The following is a 25,772-nucleotide window of genomic DNA, read 5'->3' as shown; positions in this document are numbered from 1 at the left end:
CATCCAAGAGCACTTCGGGAGCGATCTCGATCGGAGGGAATGGATGTATCACCACATTAAGAAACTTATGTATACGGTTAACGTCGGGACTCCTGACGTGCGGTTCGGCAACATGCTTCTTGAACAATTTGGCGGGGCGAACGGCGAGCTTGCCGCCGCGATGCAATACACCATCCAGGGCTGGAACTGCGTTGACGACCTGGCCCGTCGCGATCTTCTGCTCGACATCGGAACCGAAGAGCTCAGCCATCTGGAGATTGTGGGAGCGTTGATCCGGATGCATTTGAAACCCATGAAGGAGAAGCGGGAGGCTGCTGAAGCCGATCCGCTGGTCTGCATCGCGGGTGGTGGCGGCGTCTCTCTGAACAACTCGATGGGAAATCCGTGGACCGCAGATTATCTGAAGATCACCGGCGAACTTGATGTCGACCTGCGCAGCAACATTGCCGCTGAGGGCCGCGCCAAGATCGTCTATGAACGGCTGATCAACCACACGGACGACGCAGGGACCGTCGATGCGCTTCAGTTCCTGATGACACGGGAGATCACGCACATGAAGGCGTTTGCGGCGGCGCTGGAGAGCATGGAGAAGCCTCCGTTCTCGATCGGACGGCTGGCAGCAACTCCGAAGCTGGTGAACGAGTACTTCAACGCTTCGACCGGAGATGGAGATGAGGGAGACACGGACATCAAGAAGGCTCCGTGGCAGACTTCGTTCGGGTTGCATCCGGTGGAGTCACCGATGGTCGGCGGGCAAGGGCTCTCTAACGGATCGGTAGACGGCGTTGCCGGGTACGAAGCGCGGGGCAAGCAGGATGATGCTCAGAAGGCAACGACGGCAACAACGGTGAAGACCGTCGACAAGAAGTCGATTCCGCACGTTGAGAATGCAGCACAGACGGGCCGGCAGGCGACGATGGCCGGGGAGACGGTCACTTCGTCCAAGTAGTGGACAAGTAGGACGACTCGGGCTGCCTGAACAGGTGTGACGGGCAGCCCATTCTTTTGCGCATGTCATCTGGTACACTCCCGCAAAATACAGCCAGAGACTGCCATGCTCTTCAAAGCGCTGAGTGCAGCCGTATATGGAATCGACGCTAACTTAATTGATGTAGAGGTTGATTACAGCGGCGTAGTTATCGATAAGGATGTGTTCCACACGGTGGGCCTGCCCGATGCAGCCGTGCGCGAGAGCCGGGACCGTGTTCGCGCGGCGATCAAGAACTCGGGCTATCTGATCCCTCCTACGATCACGACGATCAACCTGGCGCCAGCAGATCTGAAGAAGGAAGGGTCGGGGTTCGACCTTCCAATCGCTGTGGGAATTCTGGGTGCCTATGGAGCGCTGCGCGTCGACAATGTAGATCAGTTTCTGCTGGTGGGGGAACTTGGGCTGGATGGCAGCGTGCGGCCGGTTCCGGGGATGCTGCCGGTAGCGATTCTGGCGCGCGAGAAGAAGATTCCTAATCTGATACTTCCGGCTGCGAACGCAGCAGAGGCGGCGGTGGTGCAGGGCGTGAACGTGTACCCCGTATCTTCGCTGCTGGACGTGATCGATCTTCTGAATTCGACGCTAATGGGGAGTGTTCCGCGGGATCCATTTACGGTGAGTGCGCAGGAGATCCTGGGAGAGCTGCAGCAGTTCTCAGTGGACTTCAAGGATGTGCGAGGGCAGCAGACGGCAAAGCGCGCGCTGGAGGTTGCGGCAGCGGGGAGCCACAACATCCTGATGATCGGGCCGCCGGGATCGGGAAAGACGATGCTGGCGAAACGCCTGCCGTCGATTTTGGCACCGCTGACTTTTGAAGAGGCGCTGGAGACGACGAAGATTCACTCGGTGGCCGGGGTGCTCGATTCCGCCGCAGGGCTGGTGACGCAGCGGCCATTTCGGTCGCCGCACCACACCATTTCAGATGCGGGGCTGATCGGGGGCGGGATTGTTCCTCGCCCCGGCGAGGTGTCGCTCGCGCACAATGGATTGTTGTTCCTGGATGAGCTGCCAGAGTTCCCGCGCAACGTGCTGGAGGTGATGCGCCAGCCGCTTGAGGATCACACTGTGACGATTGCTCGGGCATCGATGTCGCTGAGCTTTCCGGCGCGATTCATGCTGGCGGCTGCCATGAATCCCTGTCCTTGCGGGTACTTCAATGACAAATCGCGGGAGTGCATGTGCACTCCGCCGATGATTCAGCGGTATGTGGCGAAAATATCCGGCCCACTGCTGGATCGGATCGATATCCATATCGAGGTGCCGGCCGTTCAATATAAGGAGCTGCGGGGCGGGGCGGCTGCTGAGGGGTCAGCGGAGATCAGGGCCCGGGTGCTGTCTGCGCGGGAGCGGCAGCGGGCACGGTTCAAGAAGACGGGCGACCGGATCTTCTCGAATGCACAGATGTCGACGCGGCAGATCCGGGCTCACTGCGAACTCGGGGCCGACTCCGAGCGTCTGCTGGAACGGGCGATGCAGCAGCAGGGACTTACGGCCCGAGCGCACGACCGTATCTTGAAGGTGGCGCGGACAATAGCCGATCTGGATGGTGCGGAAGAACTGGCTGTGCCACATCTGGCCGAAGCGATTCAGTATCGGACGCTGGATCGAAGCTACTGGTCCTGATTCCGAGCCGTGAACACTCAAGCGTGACCCGGATCACCTACCAACGCTAACTCAAATGGTTCGTTAACTTGAGCGGACCATGGGCTTAAGCATGCTGGTGCGAGACGAAAGACTCGTGACGTGATTCAAACCATTGCAGATGAAAGGTTTATGGACGGAATCCAGTGTTGAAATCCATCCGTCACAAGGCGGTACTTGACTGAAAATAAATATTGACCCTATTCGGCCTCCGTTATACATTCATGAGTGCCATCCGCAGGGGTAAGATTGCACAGCGCGATTGTGCGTTTCTGCTTTTCCCACCTCATCTCAGCGCACGGAGCGACACACAGTTATAGTGCGTCCGGAGCCAGCGTGAGAGGTGGGCACACAAGGCGCAAAGGGCTTTGACGCAAGCACTTCGACCTCCTGCAAGGCACGCTGCCTGTTTCCACAGAACAACGTTTCGAAGCGAAAGTTTTTTGAACTTCATGCCCGCTTCGTGCGTCTAAAGGGAGGACAGGCTGCTGGGGCAGCTCAACCTTATAACTATCTGTTCTCTGTACCGCAGTGCCAGGTAGCACTCGCCGGACAGCTCTGGAAGGAGATTCACTTCATGCGTTCTGATCTAGTTTTTGGGGCACTCTCTCACGTGTCCAACCGTTACCAGCTCTGCCAGCTCGCCAGCAAGGCGACCCGGAAGCTGCACAAGCCGAATACGCGGTTGCAGGACACGACTAACGAGGTGCTTGTCCGCTTCCACTCCACCAACCCCGGCGATCTGCCCCAGGCTCAGAAACCTGCGGCCCGGCCGATGGAGACGCGGCGCGCGGCTTAAGCGATCTGCGGTATTATCGAGTTAGCTAAGCCACAAACCTTTCTGGGCGGTCATTTCGTACGTAGTATTTGGCCGCTTTCACCATGCATGAATCCGTGCATGGTCTAACAACCGCAACTCATCAACCCCCGCCTATTCTTCCTGGAGCACTTCCCCCTCTCGGGTCCCCCACTTACCTCCTCTCCGCAGGTGATCATGACCATAGCTGAACTGAAAGAAAAGAACATTACGGAGCTGAGCCGTATTGCGCGCACCCTCGACATTCCGGGTGCCAGCGGCCTCCGCAAACAGGACCTGATTTTCAAAATCCTTCAGGCCCAGAGCGAAAAAGAAGGACACATCTTCGCTGATGGCGTCCTCGAGATCCTGCCCGATGGCTACGGATTCCTTCGCTCGCCCGATTACAACTATCTGCCGGGTCCGGACGACATCTACGTGTCGCCATCGCAGATCCGGAAATTCGACCTGAAAACAGGCGACTCGATCAGCGGCAACGTGCGCCCGCCTCATGAAGGCGAGAAGTACTTCGCGCTGGTCAAGATCGAGGCGATCAATTTCGAGTCGCCGGAAGAGACGCGCAATAAGATCCTCTTCGACAATCTGACTCCCTTGTATCCGCAGGAACGGATCAAGATGGAGACGGTGCGGGAGGCGACGAGCGGCCGCGTGATGGATCTGCTCACGCCGCTCGGCAAAGGCCAGCGCGGTCTGATCGTGGCTCCGCCGCGTACCGGCAAGACGATGCTGCTGCAGTCGATCGCAAACTCCATCACTTCGAACCACCCCGAGGTGGTGCTCATCGTTCTGCTCATTGATGAGCGTCCGGAAGAAGTCACCGACATGCAGCGCTCGGTGAAGGGCGAGGTGATCAGTTCGACCTTCGATGAGCCTGCAGCCCGCCACGTGCAGGTGGCCGAGATGGTCATCGAGAAGGCCAAGCGGCTGGTCGAGCACAAGCGCGACGTTGTCATCCTACTTGACTCGATCACGCGTCTCGCCCGCGCCTACAACACGATCGTCCCGCCCTCGGGCAAGGTGCTGTCCGGCGGCGTCGACTCCAACGCGCTGCAGCGTCCGAAGCGCTTCTTCGGCGCGGCCCGCAACATCGAAGAAGGCGGCTCACTGACGATTGTCGCGACCGCCCTCGTCGACACCGGCTCGCGCATGGATGAAGTCATCTTCGAAGAGTTCAAGGGCACAGGCAATTGCGAAATCATCCTCGACCGCAAACTCGTGGACAAGCGCGTGTTCCCGGCCATCGACATCCAGCGCTCCGGAACGCGTAAGGAAGAGCTGCTGATTCCCAAGGAGGACTTGCAGCGGATCTGGATTCTGCGCAAGGTGCTCAACCCGTTGTCGCCGACCGAAGCGATGGAACTGCTGATCAGCAGGCTCGAGAAGGTTCGCAACAACGCCGAGTTCCTTACCAACATGAACCAGCTGTAGGCATGATGGATTCGACACTCTCCATGTCGGTGCGGCTTCGCCGCGTGAGGACCGAGACCACGACTGTCTCGGTTCCCATCACGCAGGACGTAATGCAGTCGAACGAAGAAGGCGGCGGCATGAAACTCGATGTCGACAAGATCATCGAAGCGGCACTTCAGCTCGGGAAGTTCGACTCAATAGAGTGGGAACTCGAAGGAGAGCCCGAAATCCAGTTGCATCCAATCCAGAATGCGACGGACACGAATACGACGATCCAGTAAGCCGCAACCAAGTTCAGAGATTCCAGCTCTGGGGTCTAGGTGGTACTAAATTTCCAGAGACTGGCCGGAGGCCGGGGACAAGTTCCCCGGCCTTTCTGTTTGGTCGCGGAGTGCCATGGAATACGCAAAGAAGTATTCAGGGGTTAAACTGCTGAATCTCGGACGCGGTGAATCGTCGCGTAATGTGCTGCGAGCAGTTCCAGTCAAAGCCAACTACGTCGATGAGAACGACACCTTCCGCCTTCGCCGCCTTCTCTTTGACCAGCCACTTGTCGACGTACGGATCTTCGCCCGGCTTCAGCAGCCGCGCATGCCCGATGATCTTGAGCCGAGCCTGATTAGGATAGTCCATCAGGAACAGCGACGCCCTATCACTCACGCTCAGATTGCCTGCCGAGATGTATTGCTTGTTTCCGCTGTACTCTGCAAATGCGAGCGTCCGTTCACCCACAACCTGCAGAAATCCTCTGGGTCCGCCGCGATGCTGGATGTAGGGCCACCCGTCGGGTGTCACCGTCGCCATATAGAAGCTGTCGCGCGCCTCGATGAACTCTTTTTCGAACTCGCTCAGCCCATTCTCGAAGTAACCAGAGTTCACCATCCGCTCATACTGCTTCCGCGAACCTGCCCGCTCCTGCAACTTCTTCGCCGGCTCGGAGAACATTGTTCGTGCATAGACGTCGCGCATTCGAAATCTCCTCACGACCAGAACAGTGGTCAGTTGTCAGTGGTCAGTTGTCAGAGGGCGTCCGACAACTGACAACTGATAACTGCTCTCATTTCACCTTGCGTTTCAAAAAATCCAGCATCAGCCCGCCTATCGTCTCGGAATCCTCCTCCAGCGCGAAGTGCCCGGTATCGAGCAAGTGTAACTCCGCGTCCGGCCGATCGCGCAGAAACGCCCGCGCTCCTGGCTCGATGAAGATCTGGTCGTTCTTTCCCCAGACAAGAAGCACCGGGGGCTGTTTCGTGCGCAGATACTCGTGCCATGCCGGATACAGGGGCAAGTTGTTTCGATAGTCGTAGAACAGATCCAGCTGAATCTCCGGGTTGCCGGCGCGGTCGAGCAACGCCTGGTCGTGCTGCCAGGCATCAGGGCTCACCTGCTCTGGATTCCGCACTCCAGTCAGATACTGCATTCTGGTCGCCTCGAGTGAGAGCAGGCCACGCATCTTCGCTTCTGTCGTCTCGTTGCGATCCTTCCAGTACGGTTGCAGATACTCGCCCCAGAAAGCCGAGAGCCCTTCTTCGTAGGCGTTTCCATTTTGCGAGATGATGGCCTGCACGCGTTCCGGGTGCGCTGCCGCGAGGCGGAACCCGACAGGAGAACCGTAGTCCTGAATGTAGACCGAATACTTCTCGATCTCCTTCTGCTCGAGAAAGCGCTCGATAATCTTCGCCAGATGATCGAACGTGTACTCAAATTCGCCGGCAGCCGGAGCATCGCTATACCCGAAGCCCGGATAATCCGGCGCAATCACGTGGTACTTTGTCGCCAGTATGGGGATCAGGTTGCGATACATATGCGAAGACGATGGAAACCCGTGCAGCAGCACGACAGCAGGCGCGTCCTTCGAGCCCGCCTCCCGGTAGAAGATGTTCAGACCGTCCACCGTCTCAGTCCGATAGAACACGCGCGGCAGTTGCTTGAGGGAAGTTGCTCGATCTTCAAGTTGCAGTGTGGAGTTTGCCATGAGGATTCCTTTTCAGAAGTATTGAGCTGCCCTGCATCCATCCGTTCCCGGCAGCATCTATCCTCTTAGATACCGAACGATCGGTAAAGTTTCGGACATTCCGAACAAACGGTAAAATAAATCTGCATGGCGCATTCCCGGCTCAATGACATTGATCTCGCCGAAAAGGCTCTCGACCTCTTCCGACAGCAGGGATACGAAGGAACCAGCCTCAACGACCTCGCCGCGGCGACAGGGCTTGAGAAGGCGAGCCTCTACTATCGGTTTCCCGGCGGAAAGAGGGACATGGCTCTTGCAGCCGCGGCGTATGTGGGCGAGTGGTTTGAAGAGAATATCTTTCTGCAGCTGAGAGAGCCCGGACGCCCTATCGACCGCGTAAGGGCTATCACCCGCAAGCTTCGTCTCTTTTACGGCGATGGAGCCAAGCCTTGCATCCTCGATGCTCTCTCGCTACGCGGCACTCCGCCTGAGCTCGCCGCGGCTCTCGGCGGGGCTTATCGAGCTTGGATCGAATCGTTCGCTGTGATCGCCCGCGACTCCGGCATGAGCAGCCGCGCTGCGGAAGAACGAGGGCGCCAAGCGCTGATTCAGATTGAAGGCTCTCTGGTTCTCTCGCGCGTCACCGGCGACAGGAAGATTTTTCTCCATGCGATCGCATCCCTGCCGGAATTGCTTACCCGTCCTTAGGGCCACCTCGAGCGCGGGGATCAAACTCCGGTCATAGCCTCGCTCCGAGACAATGGATGCGGCAATCGAAACCTGTGCTACGATTTGCACCATCCATGACAAACGGGGCTGGAAGTCTGCCTTCCCGGAAGTGGTCGATCGTTGCACTCGCGTCGGCGGGTATGGCGACAGTCATCTTCTCGTATCTGCTTGCGATCGCGTTTGCAATCGGATGCCTCGTCCTGCCGATCCTGCTCCTGGTCACCTTTCCGGTTGGCGAAGGCGGCAACATCATCAGCCGCCTGCTCGTGTCGGCATTCTGCGTTGTGGTCGCACTCACGATTCTGTGGTCACTCATTCCCGAGAATCCGCCTTTCGATGCGAATGGCGTACGTATTGACCTGGCCAGACAGCCCCGGCTCGCGGCAGAGATCAAAGCTATAGCGACCACGCTCAGGGAGCCGATGCCGTCTGAAGTTTTTGTCGTCGCGGATGCGAACGCATTCGTGACCGAGATACCGGGGCCAGAGGGCAAACGGCGCATTCTGGCTCTCGGGCTGCCTTTGCTGCAGATGCTCTCGATTGCGCAGTTTCGGGCCGTCCTGGCCCACGAATTCGCTCACTACTATGCGGGCGACACGCGGCTTGGGCCTTCGGTCTACAACACGAGGCGCGCCATGTCGCGGGTGTATGAGAACCTCGGCCGCAAGTCGAAGATCATGGGATTTCTTCGACAGTGGGGAGTGATCGCGGGCCTCTACTCGATCCTCATGGGGGCGCTGCGCGCGTACTGGAAGATCTTCATGCGGATTACGCAGGCAATCTCCCGACGGCAGGAGATCCGCTCGGATGAACTCGCCTGCCACATCGCGGGGTCCCGGGCTCTGATTGACGGACTGGAGAGTATTCGCAAGTGCTCCGCAGGCTTGAATGCTTACTGGGACTCGTTCGTGCTGCCGGTTGCGATGGGCGGATATCAGCCCGATCTTGCATTCGGATTCCAGCAGTTCATGCGGGCTCCCCATATTGAGAAGGCGATGGCGGAGTTTGTCGCTCAGGAGTCGTCGCAGGAGAGAGTCTCGGCTTTCGATTCGCACCCTTCGCTCGGCAAGAGGATCGAACTGGCACGAGGCTACGACCGGCCAATGCCGGCGGACACGCGGATCGACACCTCGCTGCCGATGATCTCGCTGATTGACGAGCTTGAGGCCGTGCAAGCGGCCATCCTCAGAAAGGTACTCCCGAACATTCCGGCGGCTGAGCTGAAGCCGTTGAACTGGGAGACTGCAGGAGCGGATATCTATGTGCCTTCATGGCGCGAACAGGTAGCTCCATTCCTAACGTTCCTTGCATCTCGAAAGATGAGCGAACTTCCGCAGCTGATTTTGGACCCTCGGCCCGTTGCCAAACTCGTCCCCAATCCATCGGAGGGGCGCATGCCGCAGGCGCAGCGAATGGCGATTGCCATCGATGTGCTGTTTTGTGCTTTTGCGCTCACCCTTATGGACAACGGATGGAGCCTGATCACCAGCCCCGGAGTTCTACAGCTTCAAAATGGAGATGCAAGCATCGATCCCGCCAGCGTTATCGGCTTAATCCAAAGCGGGGGTTTGTCGATCGTGGAGTGGAGGACGTTCCGCGCGGAGCGGAGCATCGGAGACTGGCCGCTCGCGACGATGCCGGCCGAGCTTGGCGCCGAGGTGAAGGATCTGGTCCCAGATGCCGTAAGGTAATGCCACAAAGCTGCGGGCGGCAATTTTGCTGTTTTCCTGCTCGCTGTTAGACTATTAAGAGTCTGTGGGGCTGTAGCTCAGCTGGGAGAGCGCCTCGTTCGCAACGAGGAGGCCAGCGGTTCGATCCCGCTCAGCTCCACCAACTCCCTCCTATTTTTCCCGCCACATTTCTCTAGCTGCATCGAAACCTGTTTTGCAATGAAGGTGCGTACGTTTCTCAGCGTTGTGCGGGCGATCAGGGTTCCATCCAGTCGAGGGCGTAGACATCCTGGGTGCCGCGGTCGCGAAGCAATAGTGCAGATCCGTCGGGCGCCACTGAGACCGAGCCGCCGCCTACGCCGGTGAATACGAAGTTGCTGAGATCGGTGATCTTGTCGACCTGGCCATCGGAGACGCGGATTCGCTGCACTGCACCCTTGCCTGTCAGGTTCTTCATGTAGATGTACTGGCTGTCGCGAGACCAGTTGAGCCAGCTCAAGGTGCCTTTTCCGATCTCGTTCCACTTCTGCGTCTGGAAGTCGAAGATCATCAGGCGACTCGAGTCGCTGGTCATTGCGGCAATGTAGCGGCCGTCAGGAGACCACCGCGGAGAGAACATCCTGTCAGAGCCGGGAAGCAGAGATACTTCATCGTTGGCGAGATTCAGTATCTTGATGGCCGGCCCCTGAGCCCGCGTCGCGTCGTTTGCGTCGCCGCCGAAGGCGATACGCTTTCCGTCAGCCGACCAGGTTGGGTCCTGCTCGTTCTGATTGTCATTGGGAAGGAGCGGCCGAGGCGAGCCTCCGTCAGCAGGGATCTCGTAGATTTTTCCGGGGTGGTTGGGCCCACCGGGGAACTCGAAGAAGATGATGTTCTGGGCGTCGGGCGACCAGCGCGGCAACACAGGCTTGAACGGCGCGAATGTCAATTGCACACGGTTTGTGCCATCGGCGTTGCTTTTCCAAAGGTCGCCTTGCGGGTAGGAGATGTACACCACCTGCTTGCCATCGCGCGATGCTTCGATGCAGTCTGCTGAAGCTCCACCCATGAAGACTGAGGGCTTGCCGGTCTTTACTTCGAAGCTTGTGAGCTCGCCCCGGAAGGTCATGCCCACGACAAAGAGCTTCTTGCCGTTGCGACTAGGGAGCGGCGATTGCAGGTTCATGGGGCTGGCGGTCAACTGAACTGGTTTAGCTCGCTTGCCGAAGAGCCCGCCGCTCCGGGGCAGTTCCCAAATCTGTCCCTGCGATTGAAAGACGAAGTAATTGCCATCGGAGCTCCACTGGCCGCAGCATTCGTCGCGCGTGTTCGGCCACTCGGGTACCAGCGGCTCGGGAGTGCCGCCTTTTGCAGCGAGGCGCCAGATGGTGCGTTCTCCGACCACGACATTCGAACCGCTCTGGGAGATCTCCTCGGTTTCAATCCGAACCTCCGCATCATCGGGCGAGATTGTGAGCCCGGAGACGAAGTTCTTCATGGTCGCGATCTTGCGCGCGCCGGAACCGTCGGCGTTGGCGATGAATACGTCGGTCCCGTTCGCGTAGGCTAGCTGCTTTCCGTCAGACGTCCACGCTGCTGTGTGCCCGGTGGCGTCTCCAAGCCGCCGCGGCGAGCCGCCGATGACGGGCAGGCTCCAGAGAGGCCCGGTCTCGGGATACCCGGTTCCGTCTACGACGAGGAAGGATGAACCATCCGGCGACATGTCTACCGGGATCATGTCTGTCCCGGGCATCGTGATACGAGCAGGCTCGCCACCACCTACGGGAATGGCTGCTGTTTCTTCCCTGCCGCCGTCGCCCAGTGTCAGGAAGATCCGCGATCCGTCGGTGCCTATGAGCGATTTCTGCACGCCATCGTGTGTCAACTGCAGATAGTTTGCGACCTGCGGCTCAGAGACAGGCCGCATCCAGAGCCACGCGACCACGCCGACGGCGATCAGCAGAACGATGCCGATGAACCAGAAGAGAGTTCGATGCGAAGCATCGGCGGACTCGCGCTGGAATTTCCGGGTAGATACGAAGGTAGAGTGCGTCGCATCGGACATGGACTCCAGAGCGAATCCGAGATCGGACGCCGATTGAAATCTTTGCTCCGGATTCTTCTCGAGACCGCGTTGAAGGATCTTTTCCAGGCCGACAGGGAGGTTTGGCTTCAACTGCGCGAGCGGAGTCGGCTCCTCATTGAGGATCGCGCTCATGGCATCAATGGAGGTGGCGCGCTGAAATGCCCGCTGGCCGGTGAGCATCTCATAGAGCACGGCAGTGAAGGTGAAGATATCGGAGCGCTGGTCGGCGGCGCTTCCGCGGACCTGCTCGGGAGACATGTAGCCCATCGAGCCCATCATGATGCCGGGGATGGTCTCGACCTCATGTGGGGCCTGCGCGAAGCTGGAGGGCGTGGCCTGCGTGAGGCGGGCGAGGCCGAAGTCGAGAATCTTTACCTGACCGTCTTTGGTGAGGAAGAGGTTCTCCGGCTTCAGGTCGCGATGAACGATTCCCTTTTCGTGCGCGGCGGCGAGGCCTTTTGCGATCTGCACGCCGTAATCAATGACTTTACGCAGAGGCAGCGCGCCGCGTTTCAGTCGTTCGCGAAGGGTCTCGCCTTCGAGCAATTCGGAGACCAGATAAGGCGCGTCTTCGAATACTCCCATCTGGTAAACGGCGAGGATGTTAGGGTGATTCAACGCCGCTGCTGCTCTGGCCTCCTGCTCGAATCTGCGGAGCCGGTCCGGCTCAGGGCTGGAGAAGCCGGGTAGGACTTTGATGGCTACGTCGCGATTGAGTCGCGTATCGCGGGCTCGATACACCTCACCCATGCCCCCGGCTCCTATGAGCGCGAGGATTTCGTAGTGATCAATGAACTGATGTTCCCCCAACGGCATCTTGCGCGATTATACGCCGCACTTCTGGCGTAACGGCTTGATGTAACAGGCTATATGTGAGCCGGATGGTGAAGGCTTTGTCATCTTGTCGGGGCTGGGAAGGCGGGAGGCTCGGTGAATCGGTCGCGTATACTTTAGCCATTTCGGGCGGGAGTTCAGCCTGGATCTGAGCGGGTTGATCGGGGGGAGTCGATTGGCGCAAGCAGTACCCGAGACGGAGGCGGCGAGGACGGGGGCCAAACCGCTTTGCGTCGATCTGGATGGCACGCTGGTCAAATCCGACACTCTCGTCGACTCACTTCTCGTGCTGGCGCGTAACCGACCTGTTCTTCTGTTGCAGATACCCAGCGCGCTGTTGCGGGGAAAGGCCGGTTTCAAAGCGTTTGTTACGTCGCACGTAGAACTGGACGTCGCTCACCTGCCCTACAACCGCAGGCTCCTGCACTTCTTGCAGCAAGAGCATGCGCGGGGCCGCAAGCTGTATCTTGCTACCGGAGCGGACGTGCGGCTTGCAGAACGCGTTGCGAAGCATCTAGGGATTTTCTCCGGCGTCCTGGGCAGCGACGGCACAACAAACCTGACCGGCGAGAAGAAGCTGGCCTTCCTCCACAGCCGTTTTGGAGAGGAAGGCTTTGCGTATATCGGCAACAGCTCAGCAGATTTGCCTTTGCTGGCAGACGCGTCTGAGAAGATGCTGGCGAACCCGAGTGCCGCACTGCGCAGTGGTATCCGGAAAAGGGGGATCAATCCGTCCCGTGTTTTTCAAGAGCGGGCCAATTCGATTCGTTCACTCGTTAAGGCGCTTCGCCCACATCAATGGGCGAAGAATCTACTCATCGTGCTGCCACCACTGCTGGCGCACGATCATTCCCTGCCGGTACTCGGAAAGGCGCTGCTGGCTTTTGCGTGTTTCTGCTGCACAGCTTCGGCCACCTACCTTTTCAATGATCTTCTCGATATCGAAGCGGATCGACGGAGCGCTCGAAAGCGATCGCGACCATTCGCCTCAGGGGACCTTAGCCCAGCGTCGGGAATGATTGCATCGGCTGTGTTGCTGGCGCTTGGCGTTGCGTTGGCGGGTGCTCTGCCGATGGATTTTCTGATGTGGCTGGGGACGTACATCGTAAGCACGCTCGCATACTCGCTGTACCTGAAGCGGGTGGCGCTGGTGGATGTGCTGGTTTTGTCGGGGCTGTACACGGTTCGCATTCTAGCCGGTGGGGCGGCGACGAATACGGCGATCTCGCATTGGCTCGCAGGCTTCGCAATTTTTTTGTTTTCTCGCTGGCAATCGTGAAGCGGTTCGCGGAACTGGAGAGTGTCCGGCTCGCCGGCAAGCAGCTCAAGAACGGCCGCGGTTATCTGATGACCGACGTAGAGCAGATGCGTGCTTTCGGCACCGCCAGCGCCTTCGCCGCCGTGGTGATCTTCGCCAACTACATCAGCAGCCAGGACGTGATCAAGCTCTACCACCATGCGCGGTATCTGTGGCTGATTGTCCCGTTCATGATCTTGTGGACATCGCGGGTGTGGCTACTGGCTTCGCGCGGAGAACTGAACGAAGATCCGGTGGCATTTGCGCTGAGAGATTTTGCCAGCATCCTAATGGGTGTATGCGTCCTAGTGATTGTGCTTCTGGCGATTTGAGGGAAGAAAAAGAGCCGCCTTGTCGTGGCGGCTCGTCGCGAATTCTTGTCTGACTTAGCTGAAGAGATCCTTCATCTTCTCGAGGAGACCGGGCGAGGTCGGCTTGTTCTCTACCGACATGGACTTGCCCAGTTCCGTGATCAGATCGCGCTGCGCTTTGCTCAACTTTTTGGGAATTTGCACGACGACCTTCGCGATCAGATCTCCGCGGCCCTTCTCGTTTAGAAACGGCACTCCTTTGGCGCGGACGCGGATCTCTTTGCCGCTCTGAATGCCCTCGGGAATCTTGAGCGTGACCGGGCCATCAACGCCTTCAATCTCGATCTCCGCACCGAGCGCCGCCTGGGGGAAGCTGATGGGGATGACGCAGTGCAGGTTCTGTCCTTCGCGATGGAAGAAGTCGTGAGCCCGGATGGAGAGCACGATGTAGAGATCCCCGCTCTGCCCATTGTTGCGGCCAACATCGCCTTCGCCTCCGTAGCGGATGCGCGTACCTTCTTCGACTCCGGCGGGGACTTTGACGGTGAGCTTGATCTCTTTGGTGACGCGCGTTTCGCCGCGGCATGTGTCGCACGGATCGCTGATGATCGATCCTCTGCCGGCGCAAGCATTGCAGGTGCGCGCAACGGAGAAGAAGCCTTGCTGATACCGGACCTGCCCGCGGCCCTGGCATTGGGGACAGGTGACCGGACCGCGTCCCGACTTGCTTCCGGAGCCTTTGCAGGTGTCGCAAGCCTCGAGCCGGCGAATGCGAATTTCTTTTCCGTTCCGAAGACGGCCTCGTGGAAGTCGATGGTGAGGTCGTAGCGCAGGTCATCGCCGCGCATCTGCCGGGAGGCGCGCTGCTGGCCGCCCATGTTGAACATTTCGCCGAACAGATCGCCGAAGATGTCGCCCAGGTCGACCGCGCCGGAGAAGCCGCCGCCAAAACCACCGGGACCGCCTCCGCTCACGCCCGCGTGACCGAAGCGGTCGTATGCGGCGCGTTTGTCGGGATCGCAGAGCACCTGGTAGGCCTCGCTGGCTTCCTTGAACTTTTCTTCAGCGGCATGGTCACCCGGGTTGCGGTCGGGGTGATACTTTAGCGCGAGTTTGCGGTATGCGCTCTTGAGCTCGTGCTCATTGGCACCCCGCGACACGCCGAGAACCTCGTAATAGTCAGCTTTACTCACTCTTGTATTCAAACCTGTCTTTACCTTCTCTCAATGTTCAGATGGGCCAGAGACACAAACGGACTCAAACCCCTGGGCACGAGGGGCCACCGTGGCCCGTGTTCGCTCACTCGCTCTTCTGTTTGGGGTTGTTGACTACGCGGACCAAGGCCGGACGCAGCAACTTTTCACGCAGCTTATAGCCTTTGCGGATCTCCTCGGCGACGTGCTGATCCGGCAGGTCATCGCGCTCGACCGATCCCATGGCTTCATGATGGCGGGGATCGAACTCCTGTCCAACTGTGGCCACCGGCTGCACCTGGAAGCCGCGCAGGATCTCCTCCATTTGCTTGACGATGAGTTCGACGCCGGCTTTCAACTGCTGGGTGGTGCCGGCGGATTTGAGCGCCAGCTCGAAGTTATCGAGCACGGGGAGGAACTGTTCCACCACCGACCCGGTAGCGTAATCGCGGTAGTCGGCCTTCTCCTTTTCGGCGCGCTTACGGGCGTTTTCGAACTCAGCCTGCAGGCGGGCCAGACGATCAATCAGGCCGTCGCGCTCTTTCTTAACCTGTTCGTACTCTGCCTGGAGCTGGTCCAACTCTCCTCTGCTGATGGTGGCGTCCTGATTCCTGACATCCGCGGCCGGGCTCTCCCCGGCTTCGACGGCACTCTCCGGCGACGCGCTTTCGGCGGCTTCTAATGTCGACAACTCTGCTTCCTTCTCTGGCATATCTCTGCGTAATCCCCAAATATTTCGCTTCTTATTCAATGATAAATTCCTTTGCGGTTTGACGCCGCTGACGGGCAACGTTCATTCCCACTCCGAACAGTTCCTGAGCGCCCGAGGCCGAACCAGCAGTCTGGACGAGATGAGTCCCGGAAACCCGGCAAGTTACTCACCTCGAAGGAGTTTCGGCGAATCCAAGCCGCTCGAGTCCGTTGGCAAGGTGCGCCTCCGGGATCCGTTCTTAGCTTATTGCTCCGGTATTTCGAGTATGCGCTCTGAGAGACGCGCGACGTACCGCACTGCCTGGATCATCTCCTGATATTGGATGCGGGTGGGTGCGATGACCGCGACTGTACCGAGGCTGGTCTCGCCGAGGCGGGTAGGAGACCCGATGAGCACCAGATCCTGCATCGCTGGGGAAGCTTCATCCAGACCGACGACCACGCGTACTTCCTGCTGACTTCCGTTGACATATGCTGTAAGCAGATCGACCAGCCGCTGTTTGGCCTCGAGGGCCAGCAGCATCTGTTTCAATCTCTCCCGGTCCGCCTCAGCTGCAATCAGGTTCGCCATGCCCTCCATGTAGAGCACCTGGGCACCTTCGCCTACGGTGAGCGCGCCTTTGCGACAGAGTTCCTCGACGGACGTAAGCAGCTGATTGTAGGCGGCTCGCTCCTCGTCCATACGCCGCGAGATCTCGGTCCGAATCCGCTCGATCGGCCATCCGTGGAAGGTCTCATTCAGATAACGTGCGGCGGTCTCGAGTTCGAGGTGCGTCATTTCGCGATCGAGCACCAGCACGCGATCAAGGACGGCGCCGGCGCGGGTGACTACGACTGCGAGGACGCGCCCAGCGGAGAGCCTCGAAAAATGGATGTGCTCCAGGATCTGATCTGCCGTGCCGCTCGCCAGGGCTACACCCAGCCCGCTGGAGATGAGAGCCAATACGTGGGAGGTCCGTTCAAGGTACTCGTTGGAGCTTGTGACACCGGAGAAAATCTCCTCAATTTGGCCCCGCCGCTGCTCGCTGAGAGAGGCTCCGCCTGCGGGGATGGAAGTGGAAACTCCGATGCGCCCGAGTGGGGCGTCGGGACGGGTAATCTGCTCGACGTAGTAGCGGAAGGCGGCGGCGGTGGGGACGCGCCCGGCGGATGTATGGGCCTGCTCAAGGAGGCCAGCGTCTCCGAGGGAGGCCATGACGTTCCGGATGGTGGCGGAACTTAATCCTTCTTTATGCGCAAAATGATCGGCGACAGCCTGGGAGGCCACAGGTTCACCCGTGGCGATATAGAGCTCGATGATCCCCGTGAGGACCAGCCGCTCGCGCGGACTGACACGTATCTCAGGCATCGCTCAGCTACCTCTTGAGCACCGGCCGCTTGCGCCCCCTGCCGGAGCAAACCTCGGGAAATGTGGCGCTTACGGTCCACGCTCTTCAAGGCTCACTCCCTTAATTTTAGGAATCTCACATCAGCAGTGTCAAGGCTCGACTGCTAACCCTTGCAGCTTGCGTCCTGCTGCGGAAGCAGGGCAACCGAAACAGCCCATTGATCTTCTACCCATTGTGAAAGGAATGTTACAGCGGAGTTACCCATGCCAAAGAAGATCGCCAAGAGCCTGAGCAATCCCATTCTGCTCAAGCCGGTCGACAAGAATGAGGGTCTCATTCAGGTCATCATTGAAACGCCCAAGGGGAGCCGCAACAAGTTTGCTTACGACGAGGAGCAGAGCATCTTCACTGTGAAGAAGGTGTTGCCAGCCGGGATGTCGTTTCCCTATGACTTCGGGTTCCTGCCCCGCACTCAGGCTCCGGATGGCGATCCTATCGACGTTCTCCTGCTGATGGATGAGCCCGCGTTTCCGGGTATCGCGGTGCGCGCCCGCCTTATCGGAGTGATCCAGGGGGAGCAGATCGAGGGCAAGAAGAAGACTCGCAACGATCGGCTTCTGGCCGTTGCCGAGATGAACCACGAGTACGCGTATATCAAGAAAGTCGGAGATCTTCCCAAGCAATTTGTTCGCGAGCTCGAGCAGTTCTTTGTGAACTACCACCAACTTGAAGGCAAAGAGTACAGGCTTCTGGGATGCAAGGGGGCAGACGTCGCGATGCGGGCAATCAAGGAAGCTCAGCGCGCGGCGTGAAGAGAGAACATGTCAGCCGAATTCACACATGCTCTGGCGCGGTTCTTCATCGGCGGCACGATCGTCAGTTTGTTCGCAGTGCTCGCGGAGATGTTCCGACCGAAAAGCTTTGCAGGACTTTTTGGCGCCGCGCCTTCCATTGCGCTCGCCACGCTCGGGCTGACCATCGCGTCCGAGGGGCCCCAGTATGCGGCAACGGAAGCGCGGTCGATGATTCTGGGCGCTGCTGCGTTTCTCTGCTACGCTGCCGCGACCACGTGGCTGCTGTGGCGCTATAAACCGCGAACGCTCACCGCAACTCTGTCGTTGATGCCGATCTGGTTCGGTGTTTCTTTCGCTCTCTGGCTGGCGGTCCGGTGACGACATGATCATCGGGGCCCGCTTCTCAGCGATTAAGGGCATCAAGCCGCACGAGTGGATTATTCGGTTCGTGTTTGGAGGAGCCGTATGCGTGGCAGCGGGTCTCATCGCCGAGCACTACGGGCCGGTTGTGGGCGGACTCTTCCTCGCTTTCCCTGCGATCTTTCCTGCGGGGGCCAGCCTGGTGGAAACGCACGAAAAAGAACATAAGGCACGCGCAGGCTACGACGGGACAAATCGGGGACGCGTGGTGGCCGCCATCGACGCGTACGGCGCTGCGATGGGCTGCATCGGTCTGGCGGCATTCGCATGTGTTTTCTGGATCTGGCTGCCGCGCGCGAGTGTATGGGTCGTGTTCCCACTGGCGACTTTCGTGTGGCTCACCGTTGCGGTGGGCCTGTGGCTGCTGCGCAAACGCGTCCTGCATCGAGGCCGCAAAGGGTCGAAAGGCGCGGAAGAGATCCGGTGAGTTACTGACCGACACGCGCAGCAAGGCAGTTCTTTTAATCGATGGGCTCGTTGTAGTAGCCGGTCTCCGTTTTGACCGTGACTCCGGGCCGATTCACCTGGACCTTGAGATCGTGATATTCATCCGCTTTCGTTGCGGGCGGCGGAACGAGCGCAAGCGTGTAGTACTCCCCTATCTCTGCAACGCAGTCGTCGAGCAGTCCCTTGACATCGTTGCTTGGACCAAGCACGCGACCGCCGGTGTGGAGCGCGAACACCTGCAGCCCCATGTTGCCGATCTCCATCTTCTTGATTTCACGAACAGGGTCAAGGAACTTTTCGTACAGGGTATTGGTGACTCCTGCGGTTCCGTAGACGCAGTAGATCGTCGCACGCGCTTCGCGCAGCTTGTTCTGCAAAACGGCCAGCTGATGATAGTAGGTGTTTCGCGAGACATTCGTCTGGATGAAGAACCTCTCGCTGAGAAGCGGCCAGCCGGGGCCCATCCAAATCAGCACCTTTCTTCCAGGCCGATGGGAGAGGTTTTCCGCGATGCCGGTGATCGCCTTGTATGAGTCCTTGTACTGCTCCTCAAGCGCGTAGACGCCGCCCGTGATGTCCCGGGCGCGCATCGGTCCTGCCTGATCGACAAGAGCCGCGAGAGCGTTGCCGTCTCTGGAAGGAGCGGGCTGCACATGCAAACCGTCGCTGCCAAAAAGGTAGATGGATGTTGGCTGGGCGAGGCGCCCTCCATCGGCGCGCAGAAACTTCGCGAGTTCGAGCCGCAGCCTCGTGACCCACTGATAGGGGAGATTGACTGCGTCAAGCACGACGATGACTTCGACCGGAGGATCGATCTTTGACCCTGCTTTGCCGTCGGTGCGCCTGAACCCCATCAGTTTCTGCGGATGATTTTCATCGAGAACCGAAAAGTCGAAGGGCTCCAGGTCGGCCACTGGCTTGTGTGTGGCGTCAGTGACGACGACATCCACAAAGATCGGCTTCTGTTGCCGAGAGTCGGCAGTCGCAGGACTGCTGGGTTGTGCGTGGGAGACGGCGAAAACAGACGAGAACAAGATGAAGCACAGCGAGCCCAGCTTGCGCATTGATGGTTCACTCTCAACTTTGGGAAGAAGCGTTGCTGATACTCTACGCCAATCTTCACTCGCCGGGCGGCGCACCGCTCATCAGATGTGCACCTCGGTACCGGAAACTCGAAGCGGCGGGCTCGCTACGGAACGATGCGCATCTCCGAACGAAACACGTGATAGTCGCTGAACCCGACGTCATTAAGACGCGTGACCTCACGTAATGACTCCAGCCCCGGGCCGCCGCTGCCCGACACGGACTTTCCCCTGGAAATGGAAACGCTGCGCACCGGGCAGGTATAGATCTTGCCTCCGATGTCGACGGTTCCGTACTCAACCATGATGTCGGCACGCTGCATGGGCATGCCGGGGCCCAGATCGGCAACGAGAGCCAGGCGGAGGATCGTTCCGGTAGCAGCGTCAACTCCAACTTCTCCGTGATACGCGGTCTTGAAGTTCGTCATGTCAAGCCCTGTGTTCACGATCGCGGGATAGGAAACCTCGTAGTGTGACTGGCGCATGTTCACGCGATATGCAAATACCGCCATCGGCCCGGTGGGACCATCTTCCCAGTGGCTCCACTTCATCTCTCCGTGGGAGGCGTCTACGATGACCGTGGAGAGCACGGGCCCGAATACGCCCTTCGTGATCAACCCAAGCTGCTTGTCGCTCGCCCCACTCTGCTTCACTTCTTCTTTGCCGTTGCGATAGAGGATCGTTCCGGTAGCCTCGCCGCTCGGGTGAAGCGGACCGTCGTTCGAAGTGCCTTCGCTTTTCACCATGCCGACTGCCTCGAAGCTTTCTATTGTTCGCCGCGCAAAGAAGTTGGGAAGCTTTGGGACCGTCTTGGCGAGGTACTCAACGGCCAGCGAGACCATCCGCTTCTGTTCGGCCACCTCGGGAACGGCCCGGTCTGGAAATTCGCTCTTTGGCAAATCCAAAAAGACCGATGCGTCGGCAACCGCCCTCAAGGCAGTTTTGGACTTCGAGCCGGGGAGCTCATTGCTGAGGAGCGCAAGTTTCGGACTGCTCAAGCGCTCCGTCAGTTGCAGGTGCTCGAGCTCTTTGGCTGCCTCTCCGTCTCGCTTGTTCTTCGCAGCGTCGATGGCCTGCGATAGCTGCGCTACGGTGACAAGCCCGGGGTGGGGCGGTTCGTCGGCAGCCGGTTGTTCCAACATTGGCGGAGGCGCTTGCTTTGCCTGCTCCGGGCGCGAAAACTCCGGCTGGTCGTAATAACCCATGGCAGTTCGCGCGGTCAGCCCCGGCCGCTTCACCTCGACGCGCAACTCGTGAAACTCGTCCGGGTTCTTTGCTTTGGGCGGCGTAAACGAAAGCTCGTAAAACGAATTGGCTTCGGCAGCGAAGTGATCGAGTACGTCCGTCACGATGCTGTCGCGGTTCGTCTCGGGCAGCTCACCTTTGCCTCCGCTTTTAATCGCGATAACATTCAGCCGGAGGACTCGTCCATCCACGTCAGAGACTTTCTTCATCGGCTTGAGCGCAGCGCGCATGTAGAATTCGGCGCCTGAATATCCGCCGTAGAGGACGATGCGCGCGTCGTGCAGAAGCTTTGCAATCTGCATCGCCGCGTCCGCATAGGCGCGCTGATTGCGTTCATCAACAGCTGTAAAAGTACCCTGCGGCGGTCCCGGTGTAGGCCATCCGGGACCGAGCCAGACGAGAACTTTGCGTCCGGGTTCGCCGATCTCCTTCTTCACGGCGGCCGTGAGCCCGTTGAACGAGACCAGCATCGCATCGAGGCCGCGCGGTCTGACGCTGGGAGTGACGGTCGCTACGATCGTCGCGAGGGCGTTGCCATCGCGCGACGCCTGGGAGAGGTATTGAATGCCCGAAGGAGTGAGACGCGCGATTAGGACAGGCTGAGCCAGGCGGCCCTCATTCTCGCGAAGGAATCTCTCCAGCCCCTGCCGAAGATAACCCATCTCGATGAAGCCGTTGTTCACCGCATCGATGACGATGATTATCTTCGGTTCAGGATCGGGCTTCGCGGTTACTCCGTCGTGGGCGGCGAATGAAGCAATCGCTCGCTCCCTGGCGTCGTCGAGAAGCTTGAAATCATTTTCCTGCAATCCGGCGACGAGCTTTCCGGCGCTATCGGTGACTACGACATTCAAGTGGAAACGCCCGTCCTGGTCCACAGCCTGCGCGGGCAGTGCGGCCGGCAAAGCGATCACAGCGGCAGTGAGAAGAAGACATCCGATCGACAGCCGAGCTTGCCGCATCTTCGAGAACTCCGCGAGGCAATCTTACCGATTCGCCGGCTGGTCGTAGTATCCCGTGTTTGTCCGCACCGTCGTCCCCGGCTTGGCGACGGCAATCTTTAGGTCGTGGTATTCATCGGGCTGCTCTGCAGCGGGGGGATCGAACGAGATGCGGTAGAAGGCATTCGCATCGTCAATGCATCGATTGATCTGCGCGACCATGTCGTTATCCGGTCCCATGATTTTGCCGCCCGTCTGCGTGACGAGCACCTTCAATCCCAGATCTCCGGCCTCGGCGTCGTGAGCTGTTCTTACGGGGTTCAGGAATCGTTTGTAGAGCATCGGATTGGGCCCGTTCTGGATGACGAGCACCGGCGATACGCTGTACATCGTGACTCGCGCCTCGCGAAGCGCAGTTGACAGCTCGACGATGGAGTCGAAGTTGCGCCTCTGCTGTTTGTCGGTGTAGCCATCGGATGGCCTGTTCAACAGCGGCCATCCGGGCCCGATCCAGATGACGAGCTTCCGGCCGGGCTTCTTGAGCTGATTCTGCGCGATGTTGTCCATCGCTCGCGCAGACCGCTGAAAGCGCTCCACCCATCCCTCGCCTCCCATTGCCGGGTTGATGGTGCTCACGTGTTCCTTGATTCCGGCCACTACGCTTGCAATCGCGTTTCCGTCTGTGGAGGGCCGAGGCTGGACCCGCAATCCCGCATCTGTCAGCTGAGCCACGCTCACCGGCTGCTTGAGCTTCCCGCCATTCTGGCGAAGAAAGGCATCCAGCTGTGTGCGCACATACGCCACCTGCTGAAACGGCAGATTGAGCATGTCGATCACCAGGACGACTTCAACCGGCGGGTCGGGCTTGGTTTGTACGCCGTCATACTTGCGGAACGATAGCACCTTGCGCGGCTGACCATTGTCCAGGATCTTGAAATCCCATGGCTCCAGCCCAAGCACCGGATCGCCTGCCGTGTCGTTCACAACTACGTCGAGCTTGATTTTGCCTTCGGGGATCAGCAAGCTCTGCGGCCTGGGAGCGGGACGTTGTGAAAGCGTAGGATCAGGCGGCTCCTGCTTCGTTTTGTCCTGTTTGTCGCTCTGCGCCCCAATCGGAAAGGCGAGAGCCGCGAGAAAAAGAATTGCAACGCACTGGCCACGCTTGAATTTACCCGGCACACTTCCTGCCATGCTTGCACCTTCCGTACCAATCAACCGCCTTATCAAGCTACTTCATTGACGGTCTACGGCGTGTGTCCGGCTGCACAGAAGATTGGATAACATCGACTCATCCTATTTCCGGAGATTCACCCGATGGTGACCCTCGAACTCGACAAGCAGCAGCGCGCGGCTGCGATCTCCTCCCTGAAGCGCTACTTCGAGGAAAATCTCGACCCTATCGGCGATCTCCCGGCGGGGCTTCTGCTGAATTTCGTTTTAGAAGAGATTGGCCCGGTCATTTACAACCGGGCCATCGCTGATGCGCAAACCCGCCTGACGCAGCGGGTGGCGGATTTGAATGGTGAGCTCTACGCGGATGAGTTGCAGTACTGGCCGCGTGCAGACGCGAAGCGCAAAACTCGCCGTTGATTGGGTCAGCGTCCGATGACAATGACTTCGAAGCTGCCAGGCACCATCGCCGGCCGCGGACGAGGATTGTCGGCGGTTGCGGCTGGCGCGGGACCGAAGTCGGCTGTCACAGTGTAGATGCGATCCGTGGAGGGGTCGTAGGCCATGGTGCGGGCTCCGCGCTTTGTGGCGAGGGTCTGGACTGTTTTGTAGTCGGACCCGGAGGCGTCAACGACGGAGAGGACTCCCTCTCCGCATGAGGCGAAAGCGAGCTTATTCTTCTCGCTGTAGGCGGCGGCATCTGGACCGTTGCCGATGGCGGGGGTGGCGAGAGCCTTGCCGGAGGCGGTGTCCAGGACGGACATCTTCTTGCCGTCGCAGACCGCGAAGAGACGATTGCCGCCGGGATCGAGAGCAAGACCGGAGGGAGAGTCGCAGGCGGGCCAGGTCGCGACGATCTTGTGCGAGTGCACGTCGATCTTCACGATTTCGTTCTTATCTTCAATGTTGTTGTAGACGCTTCCCCTTCCGTCGGAGACGGCGAACTCGGGTTTGCCCGGAACGGGGATCGTGGCGACGACCTTCCGAGATGCCGCATCGATGACGGAGATATCGTTGCTGCGGCCGTTGAAGGCCCAGACGGATTTCGTGGCAGGCTCCCAGATGATCGCATCGGGGTTGGTGCCGGCAGGAATCGTTGCAGTGATCGAGAGGTTCGAGCGATCGAACACGGCGACGGCATTGCCCCGGCCATCGGAGAGGTAGCCGGTTTTGCCGTCTGGGTCGAGGGCCACACCGTGCGTTCCGTGGAGACCGCTGATGGTGCCGGCGAGTTTACCTGAGGTTGCGTCGACAACATCGACGTGATCGCCGCGTGTGATGTAGACGCGATGTGCGGATGAGTCGACAAGCAGGTAGTCCCAACCGCCGGGGTCAGAGAGCTTCCAGTGGTCGAGGACCTTGTAAGGGCCCTGTGCGATGGCGGCAGAGCAGAGGGATGCGAATACGAGAGCGGAAGCGAACCGGCGAACTGTGGAGTCTGTGCGCATAGCAAAACCTTTCGTGCAGGAGAAAGTGGAGTCCTGATCAGCGAGAGGATTGTGTCACGACGGGATTAAGACAATCTGAAGGAGCGATTCACGCGTCTTTCACAATCAACGCACCTGATGGAGCCAGTTGGAGAAGAGCTGCTGTGCGCCGGGCTTGCTCATCCCGGTGATCGTGAAATGGTACTTCTTGCCCGAGGTGGTCTGGATTCCGTTTTCATCGACAGCGCCGATATCATTGAGGCCGACGTTGATGCTGTCGCCTGGCTCGGACGCGCAATTGAAGTTCAGTCCGCCGGCATTAAGCGTGAGCTGGCCCGAGCAGCCGCCGAAGTGCTTGTCGTGGCGGGCGGAATAGACCACCGGCGTGAACGGAACCCGCGCTCCGGCGGCAGAGGGAGGAGGCGGGGGCATATTGATGGCAGTCTGCGGAACCGCGGGCGTCACCGGGCTAGCCTGGTTCGGAAGCTGCTGCTGAGCGGTGGTTGGCGGTGCGTACTGAGCCTGCGGGTGCGGCGTAATGACGATTGACGCCGATGGTTTCGTGACGGGGGTGGCGAGCGTGTACTTGTATGGGGATGGCTTGGGCTTTGTGGAGATCTGGTTCATGCCAAGGAGGGACTCGCCGCGGGACACGACGCTCTTTCCCTGCCGGTAATAATGCGGGCGGCTCGACTCAGCGCGGATAATGAGCACGATGGGGACTGCAATGAGGAGAAGAACGGCGACGGCAAGGCCAATGAAGATTCGGGGAGCGCGGGAGGGGGAGGATTGTGTTTTCACTGCGTCACGGGATTCCGGGTGTGTAGATTTGATGAGTTTCCATGTGGACTGATCGAGGGCGCGTTTGATGATTTGACGCCATGAGGCCGTGGTGGAGTTGCGAGCGGCCACCGGGTCGTGCGGAAACTGATGGTCGGGAAAGCTACTCATGGCAGATTCCTTTCGGGGGCGGAATCGGTTGCCGTAATGAAGCGTGCGGAGTTATGGCGAACGCGGTGAGAACTCATTATTACGCTCCGGGCGGCGGGTATTTCAACCGTATGCCGATCGAATTTGTACCCAGGTTCGTTACGCAAGACCTTCGATGGTGAACCATAGGTATTTGCGCTGCAGAACTCCCTGTTCCGTCAGGTATTTGGATGCCTCGGGAGAGACTGGCGGCGGGAAGCGGCATCCATTTTGCGTTGGGTCTTCTTTGCGGAGTCTGCCGGGGTGGGTTCGGGCTGATCTCGGTTCCTTGTTCGCCCGGAGAAGGGGCGTGGTAGGCTCTGAGC

The 25,772-nt window shown here is 59.2% G+C and carries 25 protein-coding genes, 1 tRNA gene and 1 pseudogene; 15 read left to right on the top strand and 12 right to left on the bottom strand.

Annotated features, from left to right (window positions below; translation table 11 throughout):
• Positions 1-43 precede the first annotated feature (43 nt).
• From DHV10_RS17565 to DHV10_RS17545, 5 genes are all read left to right on the top strand, one after another.
• Positions 44-949 (top strand): manganese catalase family protein, encoded by a 906-nt coding sequence (locus DHV10_RS17565; RefSeq protein WP_109487665.1) that lies wholly within the window; start codon positions 44-46, stop codon positions 947-949.
• 105 nt (positions 950-1,054) lie between these two features.
• Positions 1,055-2,614: a YifB family Mg chelatase-like AAA ATPase gene (locus DHV10_RS17560; RefSeq protein ID WP_109487664.1), complete on the top strand. Its 1,560-nt coding sequence runs from the start codon at positions 1,055-1,057 to the stop codon at positions 2,612-2,614.
• Positions 2,615-3,209: 595 nt separating this feature from the next.
• Positions 3,210-3,431 carry a DNA-directed RNA polymerase subunit omega gene (locus DHV10_RS17555; RefSeq protein WP_109487765.1) on the top strand — a complete coding sequence of 74 codons (222 nt, stop codon included), beginning with the start codon at positions 3,210-3,212 and terminating at the stop codon, positions 3,429-3,431.
• Between the two features lie 195 nt (positions 3,432-3,626).
• On the top strand, positions 3,627-4,877 hold the full coding sequence (gene rho, locus DHV10_RS17550; RefSeq protein ID WP_109487663.1) for a transcription termination factor Rho: 1,251 nt from the start codon (positions 3,627-3,629) through the stop codon (positions 4,875-4,877).
• A gap of 2 nt (positions 4,878-4,879) precedes the next feature.
• Positions 4,880-5,140, top strand: a complete 261-nt coding sequence (locus tag DHV10_RS17545; protein ID WP_109487662.1) for a hypothetical protein — start codon at positions 4,880-4,882, stop codon at positions 5,138-5,140.
• A gap of 136 nt (positions 5,141-5,276) precedes the next feature.
• Here the strand turns inward: DHV10_RS17545 and DHV10_RS17540 are convergent, their stop codons facing one another.
• On the bottom strand, positions 5,277-5,828 hold the full coding sequence (locus DHV10_RS17540; RefSeq protein ID WP_109487661.1) for a pyridoxamine 5'-phosphate oxidase family protein: 552 nt from the start codon (positions 5,826-5,828) through the stop codon (positions 5,277-5,279).
• Positions 5,829-5,916: 88 nt separating this feature from the next.
• Positions 5,917-6,834 carry an alpha/beta fold hydrolase gene (locus tag DHV10_RS17535; protein ID WP_109487660.1) on the bottom strand — a complete coding sequence of 306 codons (918 nt, stop codon included), beginning with the start codon at positions 6,832-6,834 and terminating at the stop codon, positions 5,917-5,919.
• 126 nt (positions 6,835-6,960) lie between these two features.
• Between DHV10_RS17535 and DHV10_RS17530 the strand changes: the two genes are divergently transcribed.
• From DHV10_RS17530 to DHV10_RS17520, 3 genes are all read left to right on the top strand, one after another.
• Entirely contained in the window at positions 6,961-7,521 is a 561-nt protein-coding gene (locus DHV10_RS17530) for a TetR/AcrR family transcriptional regulator (RefSeq protein ID WP_109487659.1), read from the top strand.
• A 95-nt stretch (positions 7,522-7,616) separates the two neighbouring features.
• A complete protein-coding gene (locus tag DHV10_RS17525) occupies positions 7,617-9,233 on the top strand; it encodes a M48 family metalloprotease (protein WP_162601633.1) in 1,617 nt (538 codons plus the stop codon).
• A 66-nt stretch (positions 9,234-9,299) separates the two neighbouring features.
• Positions 9,300-9,375, top strand: a tRNA-Ala gene (locus DHV10_RS17520).
• 93 nt (positions 9,376-9,468) lie between these two features.
• Here the strand turns inward: DHV10_RS17520 and DHV10_RS17515 are convergent.
• Positions 9,469-12,093 carry a protein kinase domain-containing protein gene (locus DHV10_RS17515; RefSeq protein ID WP_109487657.1) on the bottom strand — a complete coding sequence of 875 codons (2,625 nt, stop codon included), beginning with the start codon at positions 12,091-12,093 and terminating at the stop codon, positions 9,469-9,471.
• Positions 12,094-12,286: 193 nt separating this feature from the next.
• On the opposite strand from DHV10_RS17515, the gene DHV10_RS17510 reads away from it, so the two are divergent.
• Together DHV10_RS17510 and DHV10_RS27810 are read left to right on the top strand one after the other, a co-directional pair.
• Positions 12,287-13,390 carry a UbiA family prenyltransferase gene (locus DHV10_RS17510; RefSeq protein WP_239461845.1) on the top strand — a complete coding sequence of 368 codons (1,104 nt, stop codon included), beginning with the start codon at positions 12,287-12,289 and terminating at the stop codon, positions 13,388-13,390.
• Positions 13,387-13,740: a hypothetical protein gene (locus DHV10_RS27810; RefSeq protein WP_239461843.1), complete on the top strand. Its 354-nt coding sequence runs from the start codon at positions 13,387-13,389 to the stop codon at positions 13,738-13,740. Before DHV10_RS17510 ends, DHV10_RS27810 begins: the two co-directional genes overlap by 4 nt.
• Before the next feature lie 54 nt (positions 13,741-13,794).
• On the opposite strand, the gene DHV10_RS28490 is transcribed toward DHV10_RS27810, so the two are convergent.
• Positions 13,795-14,490 carry a DnaJ C-terminal domain-containing protein gene (locus tag DHV10_RS28490; RefSeq protein ID WP_338042624.1) on the bottom strand — a complete coding sequence of 232 codons (696 nt, stop codon included), beginning with the start codon at positions 14,488-14,490 and terminating at the stop codon, positions 13,795-13,797.
• Between the two features lie 32 nt (positions 14,491-14,522).
• On the opposite strand from DHV10_RS28490, the gene DHV10_RS28485 reads away from it, so the two are divergent.
• Positions 14,523-14,825, top strand: a complete 303-nt coding sequence (locus DHV10_RS28485; protein ID WP_338042625.1) for a hypothetical protein — start codon at positions 14,523-14,525, stop codon at positions 14,823-14,825.
• Here the strand turns inward: DHV10_RS28485 and DHV10_RS28480 are convergent.
• The 3 genes and pseudogenes from DHV10_RS28480 to DHV10_RS17495 form a co-directional block, all read right to left on the bottom strand.
• Positions 14,772-14,879, bottom strand: a pseudogene (locus tag DHV10_RS28480) (DnaJ domain-containing protein); the annotation flags it as partial. The gene DHV10_RS28485 and the pseudogene DHV10_RS28480 overlap by 54 nt on opposite strands.
• 139 nt (positions 14,880-15,018) lie before the next feature.
• Positions 15,019-15,624, bottom strand: coding sequence for a nucleotide exchange factor GrpE (locus DHV10_RS17500; protein ID WP_109487656.1), 606 nt, complete (start codon positions 15,622-15,624; stop codon positions 15,019-15,021).
• Positions 15,625-15,867: 243 nt separating this feature from the next.
• Positions 15,868-16,971 (bottom strand): HrcA family transcriptional regulator, encoded by a 1,104-nt coding sequence (locus tag DHV10_RS17495; protein WP_109487655.1) that lies wholly within the window; start codon positions 16,969-16,971, stop codon positions 15,868-15,870.
• A gap of 243 nt (positions 16,972-17,214) precedes the next feature.
• Between DHV10_RS17495 and DHV10_RS17490 the strand changes: the two genes are divergently transcribed.
• The 3 genes from DHV10_RS17490 to DHV10_RS17480 are packed head-to-tail and all read left to right on the top strand — an operon-like array spanning position 17,215 to position 18,592.
• Positions 17,215-17,763 (top strand): inorganic diphosphatase, encoded by a 549-nt coding sequence (locus DHV10_RS17490; protein WP_109487654.1) that lies wholly within the window; start codon positions 17,215-17,217, stop codon positions 17,761-17,763.
• Between the two features lie 9 nt (positions 17,764-17,772).
• A complete protein-coding gene (locus DHV10_RS17485; RefSeq protein ID WP_109487653.1) occupies positions 17,773-18,123 on the top strand; it encodes a DUF3147 family protein in 351 nt (116 codons plus the stop codon).
• Positions 18,124-18,127: 4 nt separating this feature from the next.
• Positions 18,128-18,592, top strand: a complete 465-nt coding sequence (locus DHV10_RS17480) for a hypothetical protein (protein ID WP_109487652.1) — start codon at positions 18,128-18,130, stop codon at positions 18,590-18,592.
• A gap of 34 nt (positions 18,593-18,626) precedes the next feature.
• Here the strand turns inward: DHV10_RS17480 and DHV10_RS17475 are convergent, their stop codons facing one another.
• The 3 genes from DHV10_RS17475 to DHV10_RS17465 all read right to left on the bottom strand — a co-directional run bounded on the left by DHV10_RS17475 (position 18,627) and on the right by DHV10_RS17465 (position 23,071).
• The gene (locus DHV10_RS17475) at positions 18,627-19,676 is read right to left on the bottom strand and encodes a VWA domain-containing protein (RefSeq protein ID WP_109487651.1); all 1,050 of its coding nucleotides are present in this window, start codon (positions 19,674-19,676) and stop codon (positions 18,627-18,629) included.
• Between the two features lie 125 nt (positions 19,677-19,801).
• Positions 19,802-21,901: a VWA domain-containing protein gene (locus tag DHV10_RS17470; RefSeq protein ID WP_109487650.1), complete on the bottom strand. Its 2,100-nt coding sequence runs from the start codon at positions 21,899-21,901 to the stop codon at positions 19,802-19,804.
• A gap of 24 nt (positions 21,902-21,925) precedes the next feature.
• Positions 21,926-23,071: a VWA domain-containing protein gene (locus DHV10_RS17465; protein WP_109487649.1), complete on the bottom strand. Its 1,146-nt coding sequence runs from the start codon at positions 23,069-23,071 to the stop codon at positions 21,926-21,928.
• A 123-nt stretch (positions 23,072-23,194) separates the two neighbouring features.
• On the opposite strand from DHV10_RS17465, the gene DHV10_RS17460 reads away from it, so the two are divergent.
• The gene (locus DHV10_RS17460; protein ID WP_204101452.1) at positions 23,195-23,470 is read left to right on the top strand and encodes a DUF2164 domain-containing protein; all 276 of its coding nucleotides are present in this window, start codon (positions 23,195-23,197) and stop codon (positions 23,468-23,470) included.
• Positions 23,471-23,475: 5 nt separating this feature from the next.
• Here DHV10_RS17460 and DHV10_RS17455 read toward each other — a convergent pair whose 3' ends face one another.
• Both DHV10_RS17455 and DHV10_RS17450 read right to left on the bottom strand, forming a co-directional pair.
• Positions 23,476-24,498 (bottom strand): YncE family protein, encoded by a 1,023-nt coding sequence (locus tag DHV10_RS17455; protein WP_109487648.1) that lies wholly within the window; start codon positions 24,496-24,498, stop codon positions 23,476-23,478.
• 105 nt (positions 24,499-24,603) lie between these two features.
• Positions 24,604-25,428 carry a hypothetical protein gene (locus DHV10_RS17450; RefSeq protein ID WP_109487647.1) on the bottom strand — a complete coding sequence of 275 codons (825 nt, stop codon included), beginning with the start codon at positions 25,426-25,428 and terminating at the stop codon, positions 24,604-24,606.
• Between the last annotated feature and the right edge of the window lie 344 nt (positions 25,429-25,772).

It is taken from the genome of Occallatibacter savannae, assembly GCF_003131205.1.
Classification (GTDB): domain Bacteria; phylum Acidobacteriota; class Terriglobia; order Terriglobales; family Acidobacteriaceae; genus Telmatobacter; species Telmatobacter savannae.
Note: the sequence above shows the minus strand (reverse complement) of the source record. Positions and strands in the feature narration are given on the sequence as shown.

Excerpts from the sequence above, each read along its gene's own strand:
- DHV10_RS17470 (WP_109487650.1), bottom strand. The coding sequence starts at position 21,901 with ATGCGGCAAGCTCGGCTGTCGATCGGATGTCTTCTTCTCACTGCCGCT.
- DHV10_RS17535 (WP_109487660.1), bottom strand. The coding sequence starts at position 6,834 with ATGGCAAACTCCACACTGCAACTTGAAGATCGAGCAACTTCCCTCAAG.
- DHV10_RS17540 (WP_109487661.1), bottom strand. The coding sequence starts at position 5,828 with ATGCGCGACGTCTATGCACGAACAATGTTCTCCGAGCCGGCGAAGAAG.
- DHV10_RS17560 (WP_109487664.1), top strand. The coding sequence starts at position 1,055 with ATGCTCTTCAAAGCGCTGAGTGCAGCCGTATATGGAATCGACGCTAAC.
- rho (WP_109487663.1), top strand. The coding sequence starts at position 3,627 with ATGACCATAGCTGAACTGAAAGAAAAGAACATTACGGAGCTGAGCCGT.
- DHV10_RS17480 (WP_109487652.1), top strand. The coding sequence starts at position 18,128 with ATGATCATCGGGGCCCGCTTCTCAGCGATTAAGGGCATCAAGCCGCAC.
- DHV10_RS17515 (WP_109487657.1), bottom strand. The coding sequence starts at position 12,093 with ATGCCGTTGGGGGAACATCAGTTCATTGATCACTACGAAATCCTCGCG.
- DHV10_RS17495 (WP_109487655.1), bottom strand. The coding sequence starts at position 16,971 with ATGCCTGAGATACGTGTCAGTCCGCGCGAGCGGCTGGTCCTCACGGGG.
- DHV10_RS17485 (WP_109487653.1), top strand. The coding sequence starts at position 17,773 with ATGTCAGCCGAATTCACACATGCTCTGGCGCGGTTCTTCATCGGCGGC.
- DHV10_RS17455 (WP_109487648.1), bottom strand. The coding sequence starts at position 24,498 with ATGCGCACAGACTCCACAGTTCGCCGGTTCGCTTCCGCTCTCGTATTC.
- DHV10_RS17475 (WP_109487651.1), bottom strand. The coding sequence starts at position 19,676 with ATGCGCAAGCTGGGCTCGCTGTGCTTCATCTTGTTCTCGTCTGTTTTC.
- DHV10_RS17555 (WP_109487765.1), top strand. The coding sequence starts at position 3,210 with ATGCGTTCTGATCTAGTTTTTGGGGCACTCTCTCACGTGTCCAACCGT.
- DHV10_RS17450 (WP_109487647.1), bottom strand. The coding sequence starts at position 25,428 with ATGAGTAGCTTTCCCGACCATCAGTTTCCGCACGACCCGGTGGCCGCT.
- DHV10_RS17525 (WP_162601633.1), top strand. The coding sequence starts at position 7,617 with ATGACAAACGGGGCTGGAAGTCTGCCTTCCCGGAAGTGGTCGATCGTT.
- DHV10_RS17545 (WP_109487662.1), top strand. The coding sequence starts at position 4,880 with ATGATGGATTCGACACTCTCCATGTCGGTGCGGCTTCGCCGCGTGAGG.
- DHV10_RS17500 (WP_109487656.1), bottom strand. The coding sequence starts at position 15,624 with ATGCCAGAGAAGGAAGCAGAGTTGTCGACATTAGAAGCCGCCGAAAGC.
- DHV10_RS17565 (WP_109487665.1), top strand. The coding sequence starts at position 44 with ATGTATCACCACATTAAGAAACTTATGTATACGGTTAACGTCGGGACT.
- DHV10_RS17490 (WP_109487654.1), top strand. The coding sequence starts at position 17,215 with ATGCCAAAGAAGATCGCCAAGAGCCTGAGCAATCCCATTCTGCTCAAG.
- DHV10_RS17460 (WP_204101452.1), top strand. The coding sequence starts at position 23,195 with ATGGTGACCCTCGAACTCGACAAGCAGCAGCGCGCGGCTGCGATCTCC.
- DHV10_RS17465 (WP_109487649.1), bottom strand. The coding sequence starts at position 23,071 with ATGGCAGGAAGTGTGCCGGGTAAATTCAAGCGTGGCCAGTGCGTTGCA.
- DHV10_RS17530 (WP_109487659.1), top strand. The coding sequence starts at position 6,961 with ATGGCGCATTCCCGGCTCAATGACATTGATCTCGCCGAAAAGGCTCTC.